Raw genomic sequence first — 17,963 nt, 5'->3', positions numbered from 1 at the left:
GTCACACCAGGTTTGGACCTGCGGGTTTGCGGAAATCTCGGCGCGTCGCACCCTGACACGACTAGGCTGCTGCGCCCACGTTTGGGCGCAGCAGCCTCAGAAGTAGTGCTCTGTCCCGGCGACTTCGGGAGCAACTCCCCCGAACTCCCCGTCAGATGTGGACATCCTCCAGCATCTCGGTGACCAGTGCGGCAATCGGGGAGCGTTCGGAACGATTCAGGGTCACATGGGCGAAGAGCGGATGCCCCTTCAACTTCTCGACAACCGCGACCACTCCGTCGTACCGCCCGACTCGTAGATTGTCCCGTTGTGCCACATCATGGGTGAGAACAACCCGTGATCCTGCGCCAATACGGGACAGAACGGTCAACAGAACGTTGCGTTCGAGTGATTGGGCCTCGTCCACGATGACGAACGCGTCATGCAGCGAACGGCCTCGGATATGGGTGAGCGGCAGCACCTCCAACATGCCGCGCTCCACCACCTCGTCGATCACGTCCGCCGAGGTGACCGCGCCCAGCGTGTCGAAGACCGCCTGCGCCCAGGGGCTCATCTTCTCCGACTCGCTGCCCGGCAGATAGCCCAGCTCCTGGCCGCCGACCGCGTACAGCGGGCGGAACACCATCACCTTGCGGTGCTGCCGCCGCTCCAGTACCGCCTCAAGCCCCGCGCACAGCGCCAGCGCCGACTTGCCGGTGCCCGCCCGGCCGCCCAGCGAGACGATGCCCACCTCCGGGTCGAGCAGCAGATCGAGGGCGATGCGCTGCTCGGCGCTGCGGCCGTGCAGCCCGAACGCCTCCCGGTCGCCGCGCACCAGCCGTACCCGCCCGTCCGCGGTGACCCGGCCGAGCGCCTTGCCGCGCTCCGACTGGAGCACCAGACCGGTGTGCACCGGCAGTTCGGCCGCCAGCGGGAGCGCGACCGGCTCGTCGGCGAACAGCGCGTCGATGTCGTCCGCGGCCACCTGGAGCTCCGCCATCCCGGTCCAGCCGGAGGTGATGGCCAGTTCCGCCCGGTACTCCTCCGCCAACAGACCCACCGACGACGCCTTCACCCGCAGCGGAAGGTCCTTGGAGACGACGGTGACGTCGTACCCCTCGGCCTGCAGGTTGCGGGCGACCGCCAGGATGCGCGAGTCGTTGTCACCGAGCCGGCCGCCCGCTGTCTGGGGGAGCATGCCGGGCGGCAGTATGGCGGGGTCCGAGTGGTTGAGCTCGACCCTGAGAGTCCCGCCGAGGTCGCCGATCGGAATGGGGGCGTCCAGTCGCCCGTGCCGGATCCGGTACTCATCGAGCAGCCGCAGCGCCTGGCGGGCGAAGTAGCCGAGCTCGGGGTGGTGGCGCTTGGCCTCCAACTCGGTCACCACGACGACCGGGAGCACCACTTCGTGCTCGTCGAACCGTGTGATGGCGTTGGGGTCAGCCAGTAGCACGCTGGTGTCGAGGACATAGGTGCGCCGGTCGTGCTCCCGGCGGTTCTTGCTGGTCACCACGGGTGGACGAACCCCCTCGGGAAGGGTTGGGTGCGACGGCGCCGCAGACATCACGTGCGTCGCGCGGTACTGGGCCGGGAACGGCCACGGGGGCCGGACCGCGACCCTCCGTCATGACGCGGCCATCGCCGTCGGCTGACAGCACGTCCGTGCGCAAGGGGCCTCCCGGGCGGGCGGCACCCTGCCACCCGCTTGTCCCGACGCCCGTGGCTCGGGCGTCGGCCTGTTGGGGGTATTCCCTCGAAGCTGGCCCCCTATACGCCTGCGGCCGGGGGGTTTACGGAATGCGGCGCCGTGTCTTTTGGGGGAATGTGGCGCTTGTCGCCGCATACACCCCCTGGGCAACGGTCAGTTGCCGTACCGCCGGTGGCGCGCCGCGTAGTCACGCAACGCGCGCAGGAAGTCCACCTTGCGGAACGCGGGCCAGAAGACCTCACAGAAGTAGTACTCCGAATGGGCGCTCTGCCAGAGCATGAATCCGGACAACCGCTGTTCGCCGGAGGTACGCAGGATCAGGTCGGGGTCGGGCTGGCCGCGGGTGTAGAGGTGCTCGGCGATGTGCTCCACGTCGAGGATCTCCGCGAGGTCCTCGATGGAGGTGCCGCGCCCGGCGTGTTCGAGCAGCAGCGACCGGACCGCGTCGGCGATCTCCTGCCGTCCGCCGTAGCCGACGGCGACGTTGACCAGCAGCCCGTTCACCCCGTCGGTGGCCTGCTCGGCCTCCTTCAGCACGCCCTGCATCCGGGCGGGCAGCAGGTCGAGCTGTCCGACGTGGTGCACCCGCCATCGGCCGGTGGAGGCCAGGTCGGTCACCGCGCCCTCGATGATGCCGAGCAGCGGGTTGAGTTCCACGGCCGGGCGGTTGAGGTTGTCGGTGGACAGCAGCCACAGGGTGACCACCTCGACACCGGTCTCCTCGCACCAGCCGAGCAGTTCGGCGATCTTGTCGGCGCCCGCCTGGTGGCCCTGCTCCGTGGTGCTGCCGGCGGCGCGTGCCCAACGCCGATTGCCGTCCAGGATGACGCCGATGTGCTTCGGCACCTGCCGCTGGTCCAGGTGGGACTCCACCCGGTGTGCGTAGAGGCCGTAGACCAGGTCCCGCAGCCGCAGGTCGCGCAGTCTCATTTACAGCCCCTCGAACCCTCGAACCCCTAACGACGCCCCGTCCGGCCACCATACTGCGGGGAGCCGGGCGACTACGACTCGGGTGCGCACGGCGACCGGCAGCCACCAGCGGGCCCGGCGCCCGCCGTACCGCGGTGCGCGCGAGGTACGCCGTCCGGTCACGCCGCCGTGATAGGGAGAGGCGCATGAACGTACGCTCCCCCTACCGCGCCGCCGACGAGCGCTACGCGTCGATGGAGTACCGCCGCACGGGCCACAGCGGGCTGAAGCTGCCCGCCGTCTCCCTGGGCCTGTGGCACAACTTCGGCGACGACCGCACCCTGGACTCGCAGCGCGCGATCCTGCGCCGCGCCTTCGACCTGGGCGTCACCCACTTCGACCTGGCCAACAACTACGGCCCGCCGTACGGCGCCGCCGAGTCCAACTTCGGCAAGCTGCTGGACCAGGATTTCCGCCCATACCGTGACGAGATGGTCATTTCCACCAAGGCCGGGTACGACATGTGGCCGGGGCCGTACGGCGAATGGGGTTCGCGCAAGTACCTGTTGGCCAGCCTCGACCAGTCGCTGCGGCGGATGGGTCTGGAGTACGTCGACATCTTCTACTCGCACCGGTTCGACCCGGACACCCCGCTGGAGGAGACCATGGGCGCCCTGGCGTCCGCGGTCCACCAGGGCAAGGCGCTGTACGTCGGCGTCTCCTCCTACAGCGCGGCGCGCACCGTGGACGCGGCGCTGCTGCTGCGCGAGATGGGGGTGCCCGCGCTGATCCACCAGCCGTCGTACTCGATGATCAACCGGTGGATAGAGGACGACGGGCTGCTGGACGCCCTGGAGGCGGAGGGCATGGGCTGCATCGCCTTCGCCCCGCTGGCGCAGGGCCTGCTCACCGACCGCTATCTGCGGGGCGTTCCGGAGGGCTCGCGGGCCAGCCAGGGCAAGTCGCTGGATCCGAAGCTGCTCACCGACGAGGTGGTGGAGCGGCTGCGCGGGCTGAACGAGATCGCCCGGCGGCGCGGCCAGTCGCTGGCCCAACTCGCGCTCACCTGGGTGCTGCGCGACCAGCGGATGACCTCCGCGCTGGTCGGGGCGTCCAGTGTGGCGCAGTTGGAGGCCAACGTCGCGGCGGTCGGCGCGGCCGCGCTCACCGACGAGGAGTTGGCCGAGATCGACTCGCTAGCCAAGGTCACGGGAGAGGTCAACATCTGGGCGCGCAGCAGCGAGGGTTGAGCCTCCGGCCGGGGTCGGGGGCCGGGGTCTGCGGTCCGGGGTCCGGGGTCTGCGGTCCGGGGTCCGGGTCGCGGTCGGTTCGGCACCACCGGACCCCGCCGTGGGGTTGCTCGCCGTCGCGCGGGCAAGCCCCCACACCTCCCCGCGGCGCGGGCGCTCAGCCCGCGCCGAGCAGCACTCCCAACAGCGCGCCGAGCAGCATGAAGGGGCCGAACGCGATCGCCGTTCGGCGGTCGGCGCGCCGGGCGGTGAGGAGAACGAGGCCCGTCACCCCGCCGAGCGCGAAGCCCAGGAACGTGCCGACGAACAGCACCGGCCACCCGTACCAGCCGAGCGCCAGCCCTATCGTGGGCGCCAGCTTCACATCCCCCAGGCCCATTCCACCGGGGTTGGCCAGCACCAGGACGAAGTAGCCCGCGCCCAGTACGAGAGCGCCGAGCAGCGCCCGCGGCCAGGACCCGGTGTGCCCGGGAAACAGCGCCGCCGCGCCCAGAAGCAGGGCCGTCCCGGCGGCGGCCGGAACCGTCAGCACGTCCGGCAGCCGCCGTACCGCTACGTCCACCCGGGCCAGCAGTACGCACAGCGGTACCAGCAGCAGCCAGACCGCCAACTCCGGCCGGGCGCCCACCCGTTGGGCGAGCGCGGCGCATATCGCGGCGGCCAGTACGGCGGGGCGGCCGTCGCGTACCGTCGCGGGCGGCCCGATCCAGCCGCGCCACCCCGGCCGCTCACCGGGCCGCCACTGCTGGCCCGGCTCCACCGCGAGCCGGTGCGCGGCGCGCGGCACGGCGGCACCGGACGCCAGACCCCACAGGGCGGCGGCAGCGACGAGTAACGCGTGCATCAGGCCTTGAGGAGGTTGCCCTTGCCGATGGTGCCGATCTGGATGCTGTTGGCGATCCGGTTCATCGTGTCGAGGGTGAGGTCGGAGGTGGTTCCGCTGATCCGGACCTGCACCGGCTTGCCCTGGGCGTTGCGCGCGGTGATGTCCAGGACGCGCAGCCTGGGGCTGTCCAGGCTCGGACGGTAGATGTAGCTGACCTGGGCGGCGGGCTTGCCGCCGAGCTTGAAGTCGGCGCTGTTCTTGACCTTGACGCCCTTGGGCCGCTCCTGCTTGGCGCCGGACAGCACCTGGACCTCGCCGACCGGTTCACCGTCCTGCTTCCACACCGCGGAGGCCAGCACGCCGTTGGGCAGAGCGTTGGCGGGGAGCGCCTTCCAGTCCTTGGGGACGGCGAAGGCGATGCCCTGCGCGTTGACGTACGTCCAGCCGTCCGGCGCGCCACGGCCGACACCGCAGCCAACCGCTGCCGACCCGAGCAGCAGCACGGCACCCACGGCACCGAGGGCTCTGCCCCACCGCTTGGTTGTGCCGACCGAGCTGTTCACACTCACCCTCACACAGGCTTCCGGGGCGCGGTACGACGATTCGCGCAGATCTCCACCGTTACCGTCCTTACGTTACCCGCGGGGACCCGCGATCCTCGGGTGCGGACGGGCGCCGCGGCTGCCGGAACACCGTCCCGGTGGGCATTCCCACCGCGCCCGGTGCGCCAACGTTTCCGCTGCTAGCGCCCGGCGCGCACCGGATGACGGCGGCGGCGACCGCGGTGATCCACTGTCGCGTACCGCCGTGTCCGAATCGCAACGAGTGGATGAAGCGCTGACGACGCGTGGGCGATCCGGCCTGTGACGGGCGCCACAGTGTGGGCACAGAAAACGGGCCGATCCGCGGGGTGGGTTGCGGATCGGCCCGAGGGGGGGACTTTCACTGTAGCGCGCTCCGGCCCACTTGGCGGCCCTCCGACACCGGATTAGGGGGATGGCTGGTTCTGACGGGGTCAGAAGGGGGTCGAAGCGGGGGGATGACGGACCGGACGCGGATTGACGCGGGGAGGATCGTGATGGGACGACGGTGGCGCGACGGGACCGGCACCCTGCGGGTGTGCGGCGCGGACGGCGGGCCGGTCCGGCTGGAGATCGCGGCTTCGTACCGTGCCCGCACCCGCGGTCTGCTGGGCCGGGACGGCATCGAGGGGGCGCTGCTGCTGACCCCGGCGAGCGGGGTGCACACCTTCCGGATGCGCTTTCCGATCGACGTCGCCTATCTCGACCGGCGGCTGCGGGTGCTGGCGGTGCGCACCATGGCGCCGGGGCGGCTCGGGCTGCCGCGGCCGCGCTCCTGGCACGTGCTGGAGGCGGCGGCCGGGGCGATGGCGGGATGGGGCGTGCGGCCCGGCGTGGTGCTGGAGGTCGAGGGCTGACGGTCAGCCCTGTGCCTTGGGGAAGGTGATCTCCACCCGGCGGTTCTTGCGGCGGCCGTCCTCGGTGGAGTTGTCGGCGATGGGGAAGTCCTCGGCGTAGCCGCGTACGTCGAACTGGATGCCGCCGTCGGCCGTGAGGTCCTGGGCGAGCAACGTGTAGACGGCTTCGGCGCGTTGCTTGGACAGTTCGACGCCGTGCTCGTGCGAGCCGAGGTTGTCGGTGAAGCCGAAGACCTGCACCGTCCTGGCGTTCTGCCGGTTGATCTCGTCCGCGATGGCCTGGACGCGGGAGCGGGCGTCCGGGCTGAGCACGGAGCTGTCCTTGTCGAACAGCACCTCGGACTGGAGGGAGAACGTCACGTCGGCGGGCGTGTCGGAGCGCCGCTCGTCGCCGTTGGAGTCCTCCACCACGGTCTTGATGTCCAGCACCTTGGGCGCCGCGAGGGTGGCGCCCGGCATCAGCTTCAGCCCCGGTGCGTGCGGGTCCACCCGAACGGGCGGCGCGGACGAGGTGGACGGCAGCGGTTCGGGGGACGGGGAGTCGGCGCGGGCGGCGCCGCTGACGGCGGTGAGCAGCAGGGCCGCGGCGGTGGCGGTGACGAGGTGCTTCATCCTGGCCGTCCTCACTGCGAGATCACGATCGACGCGGTGGGGAGGGTCGGCAGGTCGAAGTCCACCTGTGTGGTGGTCGCGGGCGGCGCCGGGAACTGCGCGAAGACCGGCATGGTCGCGCCGGGCTGGATGATGTCCAGGCCGGTGGAGCACAGACAGCGGCCCTCGGTGTCGCGCAGTACGTAGTAGCGCTTCTTGCCGAGGGTGTCGACCAGGGTGGCCCCGGCCAACGAGCCGCCGTTCTTCTGGAGTTCCTCCTCGTCGCCGCGCCAGGAACCGGCCTGGCTGAAGGGCTGGCTGCCGGTGTTCTTCACGGTGCCGGTGACGGTGACGAAGCCACCGGCCTCCCGCTTGGCCGAGTTGATGGTCAGCACGATGCCGTCCGGCCCCTTGATGGTGGCGAGCACCTGGCTGGGGTCGGCCGGTGCGGCGGGGGCGCCGCTGGCCGTGCTGGCCGGGGCCGTTGACGAACTGGCCGACGCGGTCCGGGACTTGGCGCCCCCGCTGCCGCACCCGGCCAGGGCGAGGCCCAGCGCGGCGGCGAGCACCACCGCCGTCGCACGAGAGCCGGTGCGCTTGGTCTGCCCAGTCCTCATATGCCGTTCCTTCGGTCGTCCGGTGTGTGGTGTCAGCGGGTCAGTCGGACGGAGAACAGTTCCGCCGCGGACGGGAAGAGCGTGAGGTTCGCCGGGTCGACGACCCAGTTCCGCCCGTCACACAGCAGCGTGCCCGGCGAGGGTGTGCCGCTGGGCGAGGGCGACGGGGTGGGGCTGGCCGAAGGAGTGGGCGACGCGGACGGCTGGGCGCCCCGCCACTGGCACAGCGGCTCGATGGCTGCGGTCGCGCTGGCGTGTGCCGTGCGGCGCTCGGTGCCGGGCACCACCGAGGTGCCGACGGTGTAGTCGGTCTCGACGGAGGCGGCGTAGCCGTTCAGCCCGTCGTCGGTGGTCACCGGGTGGCAGTCGGTGGTGTGGGCCTTGTTGGCGGCGGCGAAGGAACCGGCGCGCTGGCAGGGGTCGTCCGTCGGGTCCGGCAACTGCCCGCCGAGCAGGGCGCCGAGGCCGTCCAGCCGCCCGGAGCGGAAGGCGTCGAGCAGCGCGTCGCGCAGTTGGGCGCGGGTGTCCTGGGCGGCGGCGAGCGCCGCGGCGTCGGCGGCGGTCTGCGCGCCGTTCCTGGTGGCCGCGGCCTGGCCGACGGCGAAGTACGCGAAGGCGAGCAGGAGCAGGGCGCCGATCACCGTGAGGTAGACGGGCAGCGCCTGCCCCCGGTCGCGTCGGGCGTCGGCCGGGCCGGGCCGCATTCCTACTTGGTGACCTTGGCGATCTCCGAGGTGATCGCGTTGTAGATGGTCTGGCCGATGTTGGTGCCCAGGATCGCGGCGACGATCAGCACCACCACGCCGATGATCCCCAGGTACTCCACCGAAGTCTGCCCCTGGTCCGCGCGGGACCTGAGCGCGGCGACCGCGGTGTCCTTCCAGCCGCTGACCCGGATCCGGGTGGCGGTGGCCGCCTTGAGCGCGAGGTTCTTCGGCACGTTGACCCCTTCCAGCGACGGGTGAGACGCGCGCACGGTACGCGGCGTCACCGGGCCCGGCCAAGGGTCCACGGGCCCAATCACGGGCCCAGCCAACGGACTTCACGCCGTACCGGTCAGCCATGACGCACCGGTCCCCGTACGGTCCCGAGCCATACGGCGATGGCCTGGCTGCGGTTGGCGGCGTGCAGCTTGGCGAAGATCCGGTTGATGTGGTTCTTCACCGTCTTCTCGCTGATGAAGCAGGCCGCGGCGATCTGGTGGTTGGTCATGCCACCGGTGATCAACTCCATGACCTCTTCCTCCCGTTGGCTGAGCCCGTACCGGGCCCGGTCCACTCCGGCGCTCACCGACTGTGCCACATCCGATTGCACTTGCAAAGGGGCGTGTTGCGATTGCAAAGATCGCCCCGGGGTGCGCGCCCGGGTGTGCGCCATGAGCGCGCTCGCCGCCGACGTGGTCAGACACGCCCGCCCCTCGGTGATGTCCCGTACCGCGCCCACCAGTTGGTCGGCGGTGAACTCACCGTGCACCAGATAGCCGCCCGCCCCGCCGCGCACCGCCGCCCGCACCACCTCGTCCTCCCGGCTGTATGTCAGCATCAGCACCGGCGCGATCGGCACCAGACACGGCAGCGCCGCCAGACCGTCCAGCACCGGCATGCGTACGTCGAGCAGCACCACGTCCGGCCGGTGTTCGGCCGCCGCGGCACATGCCTGGCGGCCGTCCGCCGCCTCGGCCACCACCTCGATGCCGTCCTGTGCCGTGAGCAGCGCCGCCAACCCCGCCCGCACCACGGGGTTGTCGTCGGCGATCAGCACCCGCACCGCGTTCATGGCGCCCCCCTGGGCTCGTCCGGTACCGGAACCGGCAGTTCCAGCCGCACCTCGGTGCCGCCCTGGGTCCGGCCGGTGCCGATGCGCAGCCGCGCGCCGATCGCGGCGGCCCGCTCGACCATGCCCACCACCCCGAAGTGCCCGTTGGCTCGCAGGGTTTCCAGCGTGGTGCCGGGCGGCAGACCGCGGCCGTCGTCGGTCACGCTGATCCGCAGCAGCGACCGGTCCACGACGCCGACGGCCACCTCGGCGCGGCTGGCACCCGAGTGCCGGTGGATGTTCTCCAGCGCCTCGGCGACGACCCCGAGCAGTTGGCGGGCGACCGGGCGCGGTACGGCCGGGATCGGCGCGCCGCCCAACCTCCGCAAGCTGACAGGGCGTTGGGTGCGGGCGCGGAAGGCGTCGAGTTGCGCCGCCAGGTCGTCGGCCAGCGGTGCGTCCAACTGCTCCGGGGTGCGGCGCAGTTCGCCCAGCAGCTCCCGGGATTCGGCGGCGGCCCGGCGGGCGGCTCTGGCGATCAGCTCGGCCTGTTCGCGCACCGCGGCCGGGGCCAGCCGGTCGGCGCGGGCGGCGAGCGCCTCGGCGGCCATGGTGACGCCGCGCAGCGTCTTCGCCACCGAGTCGTGCATCTCCCGGGCCAGCCGGGCCCGTTCGGCGACCGCGGCCTCGGTGACCGCGAGCCGGTAGCGGGTCTCAGTCAGCGCCCTGGTCGCCGCACCGAAGCCGAGCACCAGCCGCCGCAGACTCACCCCGACCACGCCGAAGATCACGCAGAACCCGGACAGCAGCAGCGACCCCGCGACGGTGGCGTGCTCGCGTACGTCGACCGAGGACGCCCCGGCCACCACCAGCACCTGGATGGTGGTGAACAGCGCCGAGCCGCGCCACCCGTACACCAGCCCCGCCAGCAGCGGCGTGCTGACCGTCACATACGCCAGCGGGCTGTGCGTCGTGCCGACCGTCAGCAGCACCGCGGCGAACACGGTGTCCACCGCCAGCAGCGCGGGATGCCGCAGCAGCAGCGGGCCGAACCGCTCCCAGTCGCGGAACAGTACGTACGCCCCCATGAACGTGATGACCACCGCGGATCCGGCGATCCAGGCGGTGGGCCCGGGCGCCACCCGGAGCAGGGCGATCGGCGAGGCGAGGGCCAGCATGGCCAGCCGGAAGCCGAAGACCTGGCGGCACAGCGCCTGCAGGGCGGAGATCTGCAAGGTGAGCGCCGGGTTGCCGGTAGCCGACGACACCCGGGTCCTCGGGGGAGCCAGCCGTAACCCGCCGAAGGCCCGCACCGCTTCGCCCGATCCGCTCATTTGCCCAGCACCTGTCCGAAGCTCACGTTGTTGCCCAGGAACAGCACCGCCAGCAGCAGGATCATCGTCGCCGGGACCATGAACGTGGTGATCACCACCGTTGACTTCGGCACCGCGCGGGCCGCCCGGCGGCGGGCGTTCTGCGCGTCGGTGCGACGCATGTCCTTGGCGATCTGGATCAGCGTGTCGGCGATCGGCGCGCCCAGCTCCTCGCCCTGCTGCAGGGCGGTGGTGAACTGGGCGACCTCTTCCGAGTCGTTGCGCCTGCGCAGCTCGTCGAACGCCTGCCGTCGGCTGACGCCCATGTCCATCTGGCGCAGGGTGATCCGGATCTCGTCGGCCCACGGCCCCCGGTAGTTGTCGGCCACCCGCTCCAGCGCCTGGCGGAAGCCGAGTCCGGCGCTGACCACCACCGCGAGGACGTCGAGGAAGTCCGGCAGGGTGCGCTCGATCTCGTCCTTGCGCTGCCGGATCGCCAGCCAGATGCCGATGTCCGTCCACCACACGCCGAACGCGAACAGCACCAGGGTGAGGATCCACTCCCCTTTGAGCAGCAGCACCAACCCGCCGCCGAAACCCAGCAGTCCGTAGACCGCGCGGCGGGCCGCGTAACGGTCGACGGTCAGCCCGCCGGGATTACCGGCGAGGTCGAGCCTGCGGCGCAGCCGGGCCACCCGTAGCGGTCCCATCAGCCGCAGCACCGTCGGTGCGTGGCGCATGCCGAGCCGGTCGATCACCGAGCCGACCGCGGTGGTACGGCTCGCGCCCACCTCGAGGGCCAGCGCGAGGTCGTCCGGGAGCCGGGCCGAGCGGCGGTAGAGCGCGATGCCGTACCCGGCGCCCACGACGGCGAGTGCGCTCAGCGCGGCCAGCAGCAGGGCCACCCCAGGGCTAGACATCGATCTTCGCCATCCTCCGGATCAGCAGGAATCCGACCCCGTACAGCGCGATGGCCACGATCACCGCCAACTGCCCGAGCCAGGTGCCGGTCATGGCGTCCAGCGAGCCGGGCGCCATCCGGTTCATCAGCAGCAATGTGCCCAGGCCGATCGCCGGTACGGCGTAGGAGGTGATGGTGACCTGGCTGAGCGTGGTGCGGACCTCGCGCCGGGTCTCCTTGCGCTCCTCCAACGTCGTGGTCAGATTGCGCAGTGACTCCACCAGGGTGCCGCCCGCGCGGCTGGAAAGCACCAGTGTGGTGACGAGTACCGCCAACTCCCGTGACGGCAGCCGCTCCTTGAGGTCGCCCAGCGCGTCCTCCAGCGGGTGACCGACGGCCAGCGCGTCGGCCACCCGGGTCAGCTCCTCGCCCGCCGGGGAGTCCAACTCGTCGGCGGCCATGCCGATGGCGGTGCGCAGCGCCAGCCCCGCCTGGGAACCGTTGGCCAACAACCGTGACAACTCGGGGAGTTGCCCGATGAAGCGCTCGATCCGCTTCTGCCGCCGCCAGGCGAGGAAGGCGTACGCGGACCACACCGCGACCGCCCCGGCGATCGGCCCGAAGAACGGCGCGAGGACCGCGGCCGCCAGCAGCCACAGCCCCGCTACGGCGACGGCCAGGCAGAGACCGAACTCCCCCGGGCTGATGCCCAGTCCGGTGGCGGCGAGCCGCCGCTCCAGCCACCGCCCGAGGCGGGTGCGCCGCACGGCTGTGTCAAGCGCCGCGAACCGCACCCGCCGGGAGACGGTGATGGGCTCCTCGCCGGTCAGCCGCTCGATGACCGCCTGGCGCGCGGCCCGGCCGGCCGCCCACGCGTGCACCCCCCACACGGCCAGCACGCAGGCGGCCAGGGCACCTGCGAGCCCCACCCAAAGGGGGGCCTGGGGAGCGGAGCCCCCCAGAGAAAGAACCCTCACCCCTGCACCCTCCTCACCGTCAGGTGGTCCTCGGTCGCGGCAACGCCGAACGCGGGCGGTACCGCCTCACCGGCGAGGTGGAGACGGTCGGCCACCCGCCGTGGCAGCGGGAAGTGGCGGAAGCGGCCGCGGACCACACGGTCCGCGGCCATGGGCTCGGCCTGGAAGCGGCAGACCGTCGCGAGCTGGTACGCCTCGCGCGAGCGGGACCCCAGCATGGCGACCTCGGTGACCCGCCGGGCCCCGTCGGGGCTGCGGGTGAGCTGGACGATCACATCCACCGCGCTGTTGATCTGGTCCCGCAAGGCCTCGAACGGAACCTTCACCTCGCTCATCGACGCCAGCGTCTGCAACCGCATCAGCGCGTCCTCCGCCGAGTTGGCGTGCACCGTGGCCAGCGACCCGTCGTGCCCGGTGGACATCGCCTGGAGCATGTCCAGCGTCTCCCCGCCCCGCACCTCACCGACGATGATCCGGTCGGGGCGCATCCGCAGCGAGTTGCGCACCAGATCGCGGATGGTGATCTGCCCCTTGCCCTCCACGTTCGGCGGGCGGCTCTCCAACCGGATCACATGCTCCTGTTGGAGCTGGAGCTCGGCCGCGTCCTCCACGGTGATGATCCGCTCCCCGCCGGGGATCAGCCCGGACAGCGCGTTGAGCAGCGTCGTCTTGCCGGACCCGGTGGCGCCGGAGACGATCACGTTGAACCTGGCCCGGATCAGCCCGGACAGCAGCAGCACCATCTGCTCGTCGAGCGAGCCGAGTTCGAGCAGTTCGCCCAGTGTGTAGCTGCGCGGGAAGCGCCGGATGGTCAGGGTGGGCCCGGTCAACGACAGCGGCGGAATGATGACGTTGACCCGCTCGCCGGACGGCAGCCGGGCGTCCACCATCGGATTCGACTCGTCCACCCGCCGGTTGACGGCCGAGACTATGCGCTCGATGGTCTGCATCAACTGCTCGGTACTGGCGAACCGCGCGCCCACCAGCTCGACCCGCCCGTTCCGCTCCACATACACCTGGTCCGGACCGTTGACCATGATCTCGGTGATGGAGGCGTCCTCCAGCAGCGGCTCCAGCACGCCCAGGCCCAGCGCCTCGTCCACCACCCGGCGGATCAGCGAGGTCCGCTCCCGGGTGGAGAGCACCGGCCCCTCACGGCTGATGATGTGCCCCAGCACCCGCTCCAGCCGGGCCCGCCGCTCGGCCATCGCCAGCGCCGACATCTCCGCGAGGTCGATCTCCTCCAGCAGCTTCGCCCGGTAGACGGCGATGAGTTGGGCTTCCTGGTGCCGTCCGCCGCTCTCCTCGGGCGCGGCGATACGGGCCCGCAGACTGCTCATGGCGCACCGTCCCTGGGCATGGTGGCGCTGCGCGTCACCGGACCGAAAAGGCTGACCCCGGGGAACACCGAGGGGATCGCGATGGTGGCGGTGGCCTGGACCGCGTCGCCGCCGTCCGAGACGGCCACGTGCGTGCCGCCGCCGCGCAGCCAGCCGCTGACCGCCGCCGTGCCCGCGGCCGGATCGTCGGTACGCGCGGCGGTCCTGGCGGCCGTTCCGGCCTGCGTGCCCACGTACGCGACCAGCCCCAGCTGCACGCCCGCCAGTGCGACCAGCAGCAGGATCGGCAGGAAGCCGAGGAACTCGATGGACGCCGAGCCGCGGTCCGCCCCGCGCCGCCTCACGACCGCCGCTCCCGCCCCGCGCCGCCTCACGACCGCCGCTCCCGCCCCGCCCCCGCCTCACCGGTCACGGTGAGCGCCGGTACGTCGAGGAATCCGGGAACCAGCATCGGGACGTGCAGCGCGACCCGTGCGGTCACCACGTCCGCGCCGGTGGCCACCGAGGCCGCGGCGCCGTCCGACCAGGCTCCCGGCAGGTCCCGTTGGGCGGCCGCCTGCGGGTCGGAGCCGACGGCCGCGGCGCGGGCGGCCTCGTCGGCGGCGTTACCGGCGAGCGTGTAGGTGTAGCCGACCAGCACGAACTGCCAGACGAGCAGCAGCACGAGCAGGATCAGCGGGGTGATGCCGAGCAGTTCCACGCTGACCTGTCCCCGGTCGGACGACCGCGGTGCCTGGATCCTCACGTTCAACTCCCGCCGCCGGTAGCCGCGTTGTCCGTGCCCCTGCCGAGGGCGCGGCGCTCCGCGCGTCGGCCGAGCCGGTGCGCGGTGCGCTCGGGCGCCGTCGGGCCGCCGTGGCCCTGGCCGCCCGCGATGCCCAGCTCGGCGGCGAGTGACCACAGCGCCTGCTTGACGGTGCTGCGACTGTCGAGTTCGTGCATACGGCCGGAGTCCACCACCGCCTGCAACTCCTTGAACGCGGCCGGGACCGTGGACCTTGCGGCCCTGGTGCCGGTGATCCGCTCGATCAGCGCGGGCTGGATCTCGGTGTGCCGGGAGTAGCGGTTGACCACCACGCAGGTGTCCTGCGGCTTGCGCACCTGGAGCCGGTCCCACAGCCGCACCGTGCGCTTGGTGGCCCGCACCGCGACCACATCGGGGGTGGTGACCAGCAGCGCGGTGTCAGCCATCTCCACGGCCACCGCGCTGGCGCCGCTCAACTGGCTGCCGCAGTCGATCAGTACGACGTCGAACCGGGCGCGCAGGGCGGTGACGACCTGCCGGGCGGCCCGGTCGGTGACCGCCTCGCCCTGTTCGCCCTCGGCGGGGCTGAGCAGCAGGGCGATCCCGCTGCCGTGGGTGAACATCGCGTCGGCGAGCACTCGTGCCGAGACGTCGTTGATCTCGGCGAGGTCGGCGATCGAACGGCGGAACCGTACGTCGAGGTAGGAGGCGACGTCCCCGGTCTGCAGGTCCATGTCGGCCAGCGCCACCGACTTTCCCGAAGCCCGTGCGGCCAGCGCCAGTTGGACGGCGGTGACGGTGGCGCCCACCCCGCCCTTCGCCCCGGACACGGTGACGACCGTGCCACCGGCGTACGTCTCCTCCGCCGCGCCCAGGTGGCGGCGCACCCCGGTCGCCCAGGCGGCCGCGGACTGTATCCGCGGCGCCAACTCCTCGTAGGACAGCGGAAGCCCGATCACCCCGCGCGCCCCCGCGTCCATGGCCGCCGAGTACAGCGCCGGGCCGTGGTCGGCGCACAGCAGCACCACGCCGACGGTGGGGAAGCGCAGTGCGACCTCCCGTACGAGCTCCAGTGCCGGAAGCGGCCCTACGCGGTCGTGGACCAGCACCACCTCGGGCAGTTCGTCGGCGCCGGAGGCGGCCAGGGTGCCCAGCAGCGCGGTGGAGTCCGCCACCGGAACCGCCGGTTCGGCGCCGGGTAGTTGGCTGAGCAGCGTGCTGGTGGCCCGGGCGGTGTCCGGGTCGCCGATCGCGGGCAGGATGCGCAGGTTCATGCCGCCCTCACTTGTCGCCTTCGAGGGTGTACGTCCGGTCGGCGGACGGGATGGAGGTGTCGCTTCCGGGGGCGATGAGGGCCAGCCGGACGTGGGTGGCGAAGGCCTCGGCGTAGGCGACACGCTGGGCGTCCTCGGTGTCCAGGGCGAAGGTGATCGGCACCGCCTGGGTGGTGCGGCGGCCGTCGGGCTGGTCGCTGGTCTTGCTGATCGGGGTCTGGCTGCCGATCTTCAGCACTCGGGCTCCGGCGACGATAATCCGCGACTCGTTGCGCTGGTTGTTCCCGTTGCCGGGGAAGGTGGCGAAGATGTTGACGGTGTTCCCGGGGTGGATCTCGCCCGACACCCCGGTCTCGGCGTCCACCATGATGGCGATCTCCTGTTCACCGGGCTTGAGTTGCGGCTGGCCGGAGATCATGTCCCGTTGCAGCAGCGAGCCCTTGGCCAGATCGGTGGCGGCGACCTTGCCGGTGACGGCGTTCAGGTCGGTGACCGCGGTCGGCGGCAGCCAGCGCTGCGGTATCGAGACCTTGTCGAACTGGTCGGCGGTCAGCGTCGAGTACGCGGACACGTCCTGCTTGAGCTCGTACGCGGAGACCTCCGGACCGACCTTGGAATCCACATCGTTGACGAGCGACAGCACCCCGAAGAACGCCGCGAAGGCGCACAGGCCGGACAGCACGAGCAGGATGACGCCGCGCCGCTGACGTGAGTTCATCGACAGGACCAATCTCGTTGGGAGGGTACGGGCGAAGGCGGCTTCAACCGGTGCGCCTGTGGTCGGCCGGGGGCGCGGCCTCGCAGAACGCACAGCGGTCACCGACGAGTTCGAGGCCGCACCAGCGGCAGGGTTCACGGTGCGCGGAGGACACCAGTTGGTACAGGACGCCGACATCGGCGATGTAGGCGGCGAACTCGGTGAGTTTGCCGGTGCCCCACCAGCGGACGGACTGCCCGGGCAGCGGCACCTCGCACACGTACTGGCAGTTCCACTCCTGGCCGAGTCGGCCACGCACCCAGTCGTCGCCGAACCCGTGTGTGCCGAAGGCGAGATGGGTGGCGTAGTTGGGTCCGGGCAGCCGCAGTTCGTCGGTCAGTGGTTCCAGCCGCGCCTCGGGAGTGGCCAGCGCGGCGAACCGGGCGCCGGGCACCCAGGACTTCAGATGGGAGCCGAGGCCCACCTCGACCCGGTCGAGCCGGGCGACGCTGCCGAGTACCGCACCGGCGTAGAGGTAGTGGGCGAGCAACCGTGCGGCGGACGCGATCACCCCGGGGCCCAGGTCGTACTGGGATATCTGCCGTAACTGGTGGACCAGCAGCGCCAACGCCAGCGGCGGCAGGTCGATCTCGACCAGCGCCATCCGGTCGCTCTCCAGTAGCGAACGTAACGAGTGCAGCCGGATTCGGTGCTCCGCGGGCAGTGCCGCGGGCACCACGACGACCAGGTGCCCGACCGCCTCCAGCGCGGCCCAGGTCTCGGTGAGCGCCTGTTCCAGCGGCTGTTGGCCGGGCGCGGGCAGCACGATCGCCGACGGGGTGTGCTGGGCGAGGACAGGCAGCAGCATGTCCTCGCTGGTGACGCCGATGACGGTCGACATGGCCCGCGGACCCCCAGCCACTGCGGTCTCCACCTCTCAACGTGCGCAGCCTATCCAGGATTTACGGGATGAGCAGGGCCTTGTGCTACCCAACCGCAACGCTCAGCAACCCTGAGGACTGCCGTCGTTCCTCTTGACACCCCGCACTGGTCTGGACCACGTTGGTCTGTACCAACCCCCACTTCAACCTCCCGACGCGCGGGCGTCGCCCCCAGGAGGCCTCAATGTCAGGTTCCCGCCACAGACTTCCCGGTCCGGACCCGGACCACCGCCGCCGAAACCGGCGCACCCTCCCCCTGCTCACCGCGGCCGCCCTGACCGCCGCCGGACTCGGGCTGGGCGCCACCATCTCCACCGCGCACGCCGCGGACGCCAACCTCGCCGCCAACCCCGGCTTCGAGTCCGGTCTGACCGGGTGGACCTGCACCGGCAACAGCGGCGCCACGGTCAACGCTCCTGTACACAGCGGCAGTTCCGCGTTGAAGGCGACCCCGACCGCGTCCGACGACGCCCAGTGCTCGCAGGTCGTCAGCGTGCGGCCGAACTCCACCTACACGCTGAGCGCCTGGGTACAGGGCAGTTACGTCTACCTCGGCGCTACCGGCACCGGCGGTACCGACCCGTCCACCTGGACCCCGTCGGCCTCCTCGTACACCCAGCTCAGCACCAGCTTCACCACCGGTGCGAACACCACGTCGGTCACCGTCTACCTGCACGGCTGGTACGGGCAGCCCGCGTACTA

21 protein-coding genes are annotated in these 17,963 nt (G+C 71.6%); 3 read left to right on the top strand and 18 right to left on the bottom strand.

The window, feature by feature from the left end; translation table 11 throughout:
• Positions 1-151: 151 nt before the first annotated feature.
• Both phoH2 and NON19_RS29415 read right to left on the bottom strand, forming a co-directional pair.
• Positions 152-1,492, bottom strand: coding sequence for an RNA 5'-3' helicase PhoH2 (phoH2, locus tag NON19_RS29420; RefSeq protein ID WP_255932192.1), 1,341 nt, complete (start codon positions 1,490-1,492; stop codon positions 152-154).
• Between the two features lie 348 nt (positions 1,493-1,840).
• A complete protein-coding gene (locus tag NON19_RS29415) occupies positions 1,841-2,602 on the bottom strand; it encodes an isoprenyl transferase (protein WP_303654487.1) in 762 nt (253 codons plus the stop codon).
• A 200-nt stretch (positions 2,603-2,802) separates the two neighbouring features.
• Between NON19_RS29415 and mgrA the strand changes: the two genes are divergently transcribed.
• Positions 2,803-3,846: an L-glyceraldehyde 3-phosphate reductase gene (mgrA, locus tag NON19_RS29410; RefSeq protein WP_255932190.1), complete on the top strand. Its 1,044-nt coding sequence runs from the start codon at positions 2,803-2,805 to the stop codon at positions 3,844-3,846.
• Positions 3,847-4,003: 157 nt separating this feature from the next.
• Here mgrA and NON19_RS29405 read toward each other — a convergent pair whose 3' ends face one another.
• Positions 4,004-4,690 carry a prepilin peptidase gene (locus NON19_RS29405; protein ID WP_255932189.1) on the bottom strand — a complete coding sequence of 229 codons (687 nt, stop codon included), beginning with the start codon at positions 4,688-4,690 and terminating at the stop codon, positions 4,004-4,006.
• A complete protein-coding gene (locus NON19_RS29400) occupies positions 4,690-5,241 on the bottom strand; it encodes a hypothetical protein (RefSeq protein WP_255932188.1) in 552 nt (183 codons plus the stop codon). The genes NON19_RS29405 and NON19_RS29400 overlap by 1 nt, the downstream gene beginning before the upstream one ends.
• 509 nt (positions 5,242-5,750) lie before the next feature.
• On the opposite strand from NON19_RS29400, the gene NON19_RS29395 reads away from it, so the two are divergent.
• Positions 5,751-6,110 (top strand): DUF192 domain-containing protein, encoded by a 360-nt coding sequence (locus NON19_RS29395; RefSeq protein WP_255932187.1) that lies wholly within the window; start codon positions 5,751-5,753, stop codon positions 6,108-6,110.
• Positions 6,111-6,113: 3 nt separating this feature from the next.
• On the opposite strand, the gene NON19_RS29390 is transcribed toward NON19_RS29395, so the two are convergent.
• From NON19_RS29390 to NON19_RS29325, 14 genes are all read right to left on the bottom strand, one after another.
• Positions 6,114-6,722 carry an OmpA family protein gene (locus NON19_RS29390; RefSeq protein ID WP_255932186.1) on the bottom strand — a complete coding sequence of 203 codons (609 nt, stop codon included), beginning with the start codon at positions 6,720-6,722 and terminating at the stop codon, positions 6,114-6,116.
• An 11-nt stretch (positions 6,723-6,733) separates the two neighbouring features.
• Entirely contained in the window at positions 6,734-7,318 is a 585-nt protein-coding gene (locus NON19_RS29385) for a hypothetical protein (RefSeq protein WP_255932185.1), read from the bottom strand.
• A 32-nt stretch (positions 7,319-7,350) separates the two neighbouring features.
• A complete protein-coding gene (locus tag NON19_RS29380; protein ID WP_255932184.1) occupies positions 7,351-8,022 on the bottom strand; it encodes a pilus assembly protein TadG-related protein in 672 nt (223 codons plus the stop codon).
• A 2-nt stretch (positions 8,023-8,024) separates the two neighbouring features.
• Complete coding sequence (locus NON19_RS29375) at positions 8,025-8,258, bottom strand: hypothetical protein (protein ID WP_255932183.1); 234 nt, start codon at positions 8,256-8,258, stop codon at positions 8,025-8,027.
• A gap of 116 nt (positions 8,259-8,374) precedes the next feature.
• Positions 8,375-9,094: a response regulator transcription factor gene (locus NON19_RS29370; RefSeq protein ID WP_255932182.1), complete on the bottom strand. Its 720-nt coding sequence runs from the start codon at positions 9,092-9,094 to the stop codon at positions 8,375-8,377.
• A complete protein-coding gene (locus NON19_RS29365; protein WP_255932181.1) occupies positions 9,091-10,407 on the bottom strand; it encodes a sensor histidine kinase in 1,317 nt (438 codons plus the stop codon). The genes NON19_RS29370 and NON19_RS29365 overlap by 4 nt, the downstream gene beginning before the upstream one ends.
• Positions 10,404-11,306: a DUF5936 domain-containing protein gene (locus NON19_RS29360; RefSeq protein WP_255932180.1), complete on the bottom strand. Its 903-nt coding sequence runs from the start codon at positions 11,304-11,306 to the stop codon at positions 10,404-10,406. The genes NON19_RS29365 and NON19_RS29360 overlap by 4 nt, the downstream gene beginning before the upstream one ends.
• Positions 11,299-12,216, bottom strand: a complete 918-nt coding sequence (locus NON19_RS29355) for a type II secretion system F family protein (protein WP_255932179.1) — start codon at positions 12,214-12,216, stop codon at positions 11,299-11,301. Before NON19_RS29355 ends, NON19_RS29360 begins: the two co-directional genes overlap by 8 nt.
• Before the next feature lie 44 nt (positions 12,217-12,260).
• Positions 12,261-13,604 (bottom strand): TadA family conjugal transfer-associated ATPase, encoded by a 1,344-nt coding sequence (locus NON19_RS29350; RefSeq protein WP_255932178.1) that lies wholly within the window; start codon positions 13,602-13,604, stop codon positions 12,261-12,263.
• Positions 13,601-13,948: a TadE/TadG family type IV pilus assembly protein gene (locus NON19_RS29345; protein WP_308213757.1), complete on the bottom strand. Its 348-nt coding sequence runs from the start codon at positions 13,946-13,948 to the stop codon at positions 13,601-13,603. Before NON19_RS29345 ends, NON19_RS29350 begins: the two co-directional genes overlap by 4 nt.
• Before the next feature lie 26 nt (positions 13,949-13,974).
• On the bottom strand, positions 13,975-14,349 hold the full coding sequence (locus NON19_RS29340) for a TadE/TadG family type IV pilus assembly protein (RefSeq protein ID WP_255932176.1): 375 nt from the start codon (positions 14,347-14,349) through the stop codon (positions 13,975-13,977).
• 2 nt (positions 14,350-14,351) lie between these two features.
• The gene (locus NON19_RS29335) at positions 14,352-15,623 is read right to left on the bottom strand and encodes a CpaE/TadZ family protein (protein WP_255932175.1); all 1,272 of its coding nucleotides are present in this window, start codon (positions 15,621-15,623) and stop codon (positions 14,352-14,354) included.
• Between the two features lie 7 nt (positions 15,624-15,630).
• The gene (gene cpaB, locus NON19_RS29330; protein ID WP_255932174.1) at positions 15,631-16,341 is read right to left on the bottom strand and encodes a Flp pilus assembly protein CpaB; all 711 of its coding nucleotides are present in this window, start codon (positions 16,339-16,341) and stop codon (positions 15,631-15,633) included.
• A 43-nt stretch (positions 16,342-16,384) separates the two neighbouring features.
• Positions 16,385-17,221: a hypothetical protein gene (locus tag NON19_RS29325; protein WP_255932173.1), complete on the bottom strand. Its 837-nt coding sequence runs from the start codon at positions 17,219-17,221 to the stop codon at positions 16,385-16,387.
• 224 nt (positions 17,222-17,445) lie between these two features.
• Between NON19_RS29325 and NON19_RS29320 the strand changes: the two genes are divergently transcribed.
• Positions 17,446-17,963 (top strand): carbohydrate binding domain-containing protein (locus tag NON19_RS29320; protein WP_255932172.1); only part of this gene is annotated, 518 nt, incomplete at its 3' end.

Source organism: Streptantibioticus rubrisoli, assembly GCF_024436055.1.
In the GTDB taxonomy this organism is placed as follows: Bacteria; Actinomycetota; Actinomycetes; order Streptomycetales; family Streptomycetaceae; genus Streptantibioticus_A; species Streptantibioticus_A rubrisoli.
Note: the sequence above shows the minus strand (reverse complement) of the source record. Positions and strands in the feature narration are given on the sequence as shown.

What these genes read in the sequence shown, in the direction of transcription:
- mgrA (WP_255932190.1), top strand. Translation starts at nt 2,803, where the DNA reads ATGAACGTACGCTCCCCCTACCGCGCCGCCGACGAGCGCTACGCGTCG.
- NON19_RS29405 (WP_255932189.1), bottom strand. Translation starts at nt 4,690, where the DNA reads ATGCACGCGTTACTCGTCGCTGCCGCCGCCCTGTGGGGTCTGGCGTCC.
- NON19_RS29395 (WP_255932187.1), top strand. Translation starts at nt 5,751, where the DNA reads ATGGGACGACGGTGGCGCGACGGGACCGGCACCCTGCGGGTGTGCGGC.
- NON19_RS29390 (WP_255932186.1), bottom strand. Translation starts at nt 6,722, where the DNA reads ATGAAGCACCTCGTCACCGCCACCGCCGCGGCCCTGCTGCTCACCGCC.
- NON19_RS29385 (WP_255932185.1), bottom strand. Translation starts at nt 7,318, where the DNA reads ATGAGGACTGGGCAGACCAAGCGCACCGGCTCTCGTGCGACGGCGGTG.
- NON19_RS29380 (WP_255932184.1), bottom strand. Translation starts at nt 8,022, where the DNA reads ATGCGGCCCGGCCCGGCCGACGCCCGACGCGACCGGGGGCAGGCGCTG.
- NON19_RS29370 (WP_255932182.1), bottom strand. Translation starts at nt 9,094, where the DNA reads ATGAACGCGGTGCGGGTGCTGATCGCCGACGACAACCCCGTGGTGCGG.
- NON19_RS29365 (WP_255932181.1), bottom strand. Translation starts at nt 10,407, where the DNA reads ATGAGCGGATCGGGCGAAGCGGTGCGGGCCTTCGGCGGGTTACGGCTG.
- NON19_RS29360 (WP_255932180.1), bottom strand. Translation starts at nt 11,306, where the DNA reads ATGTCTAGCCCTGGGGTGGCCCTGCTGCTGGCCGCGCTGAGCGCACTC.
- NON19_RS29350 (WP_255932178.1), bottom strand. Translation starts at nt 13,604, where the DNA reads ATGAGCAGTCTGCGGGCCCGTATCGCCGCGCCCGAGGAGAGCGGCGGA.
- NON19_RS29335 (WP_255932175.1), bottom strand. Translation starts at nt 15,623, where the DNA reads ATGAACCTGCGCATCCTGCCCGCGATCGGCGACCCGGACACCGCCCGG.
- cpaB (WP_255932174.1), bottom strand. Translation starts at nt 16,341, where the DNA reads ATGAACTCACGTCAGCGGCGCGGCGTCATCCTGCTCGTGCTGTCCGGC.
- NON19_RS29325 (WP_255932173.1), bottom strand. Translation starts at nt 17,221, where the DNA reads ATGTCGACCGTCATCGGCGTCACCAGCGAGGACATGCTGCTGCCTGTC.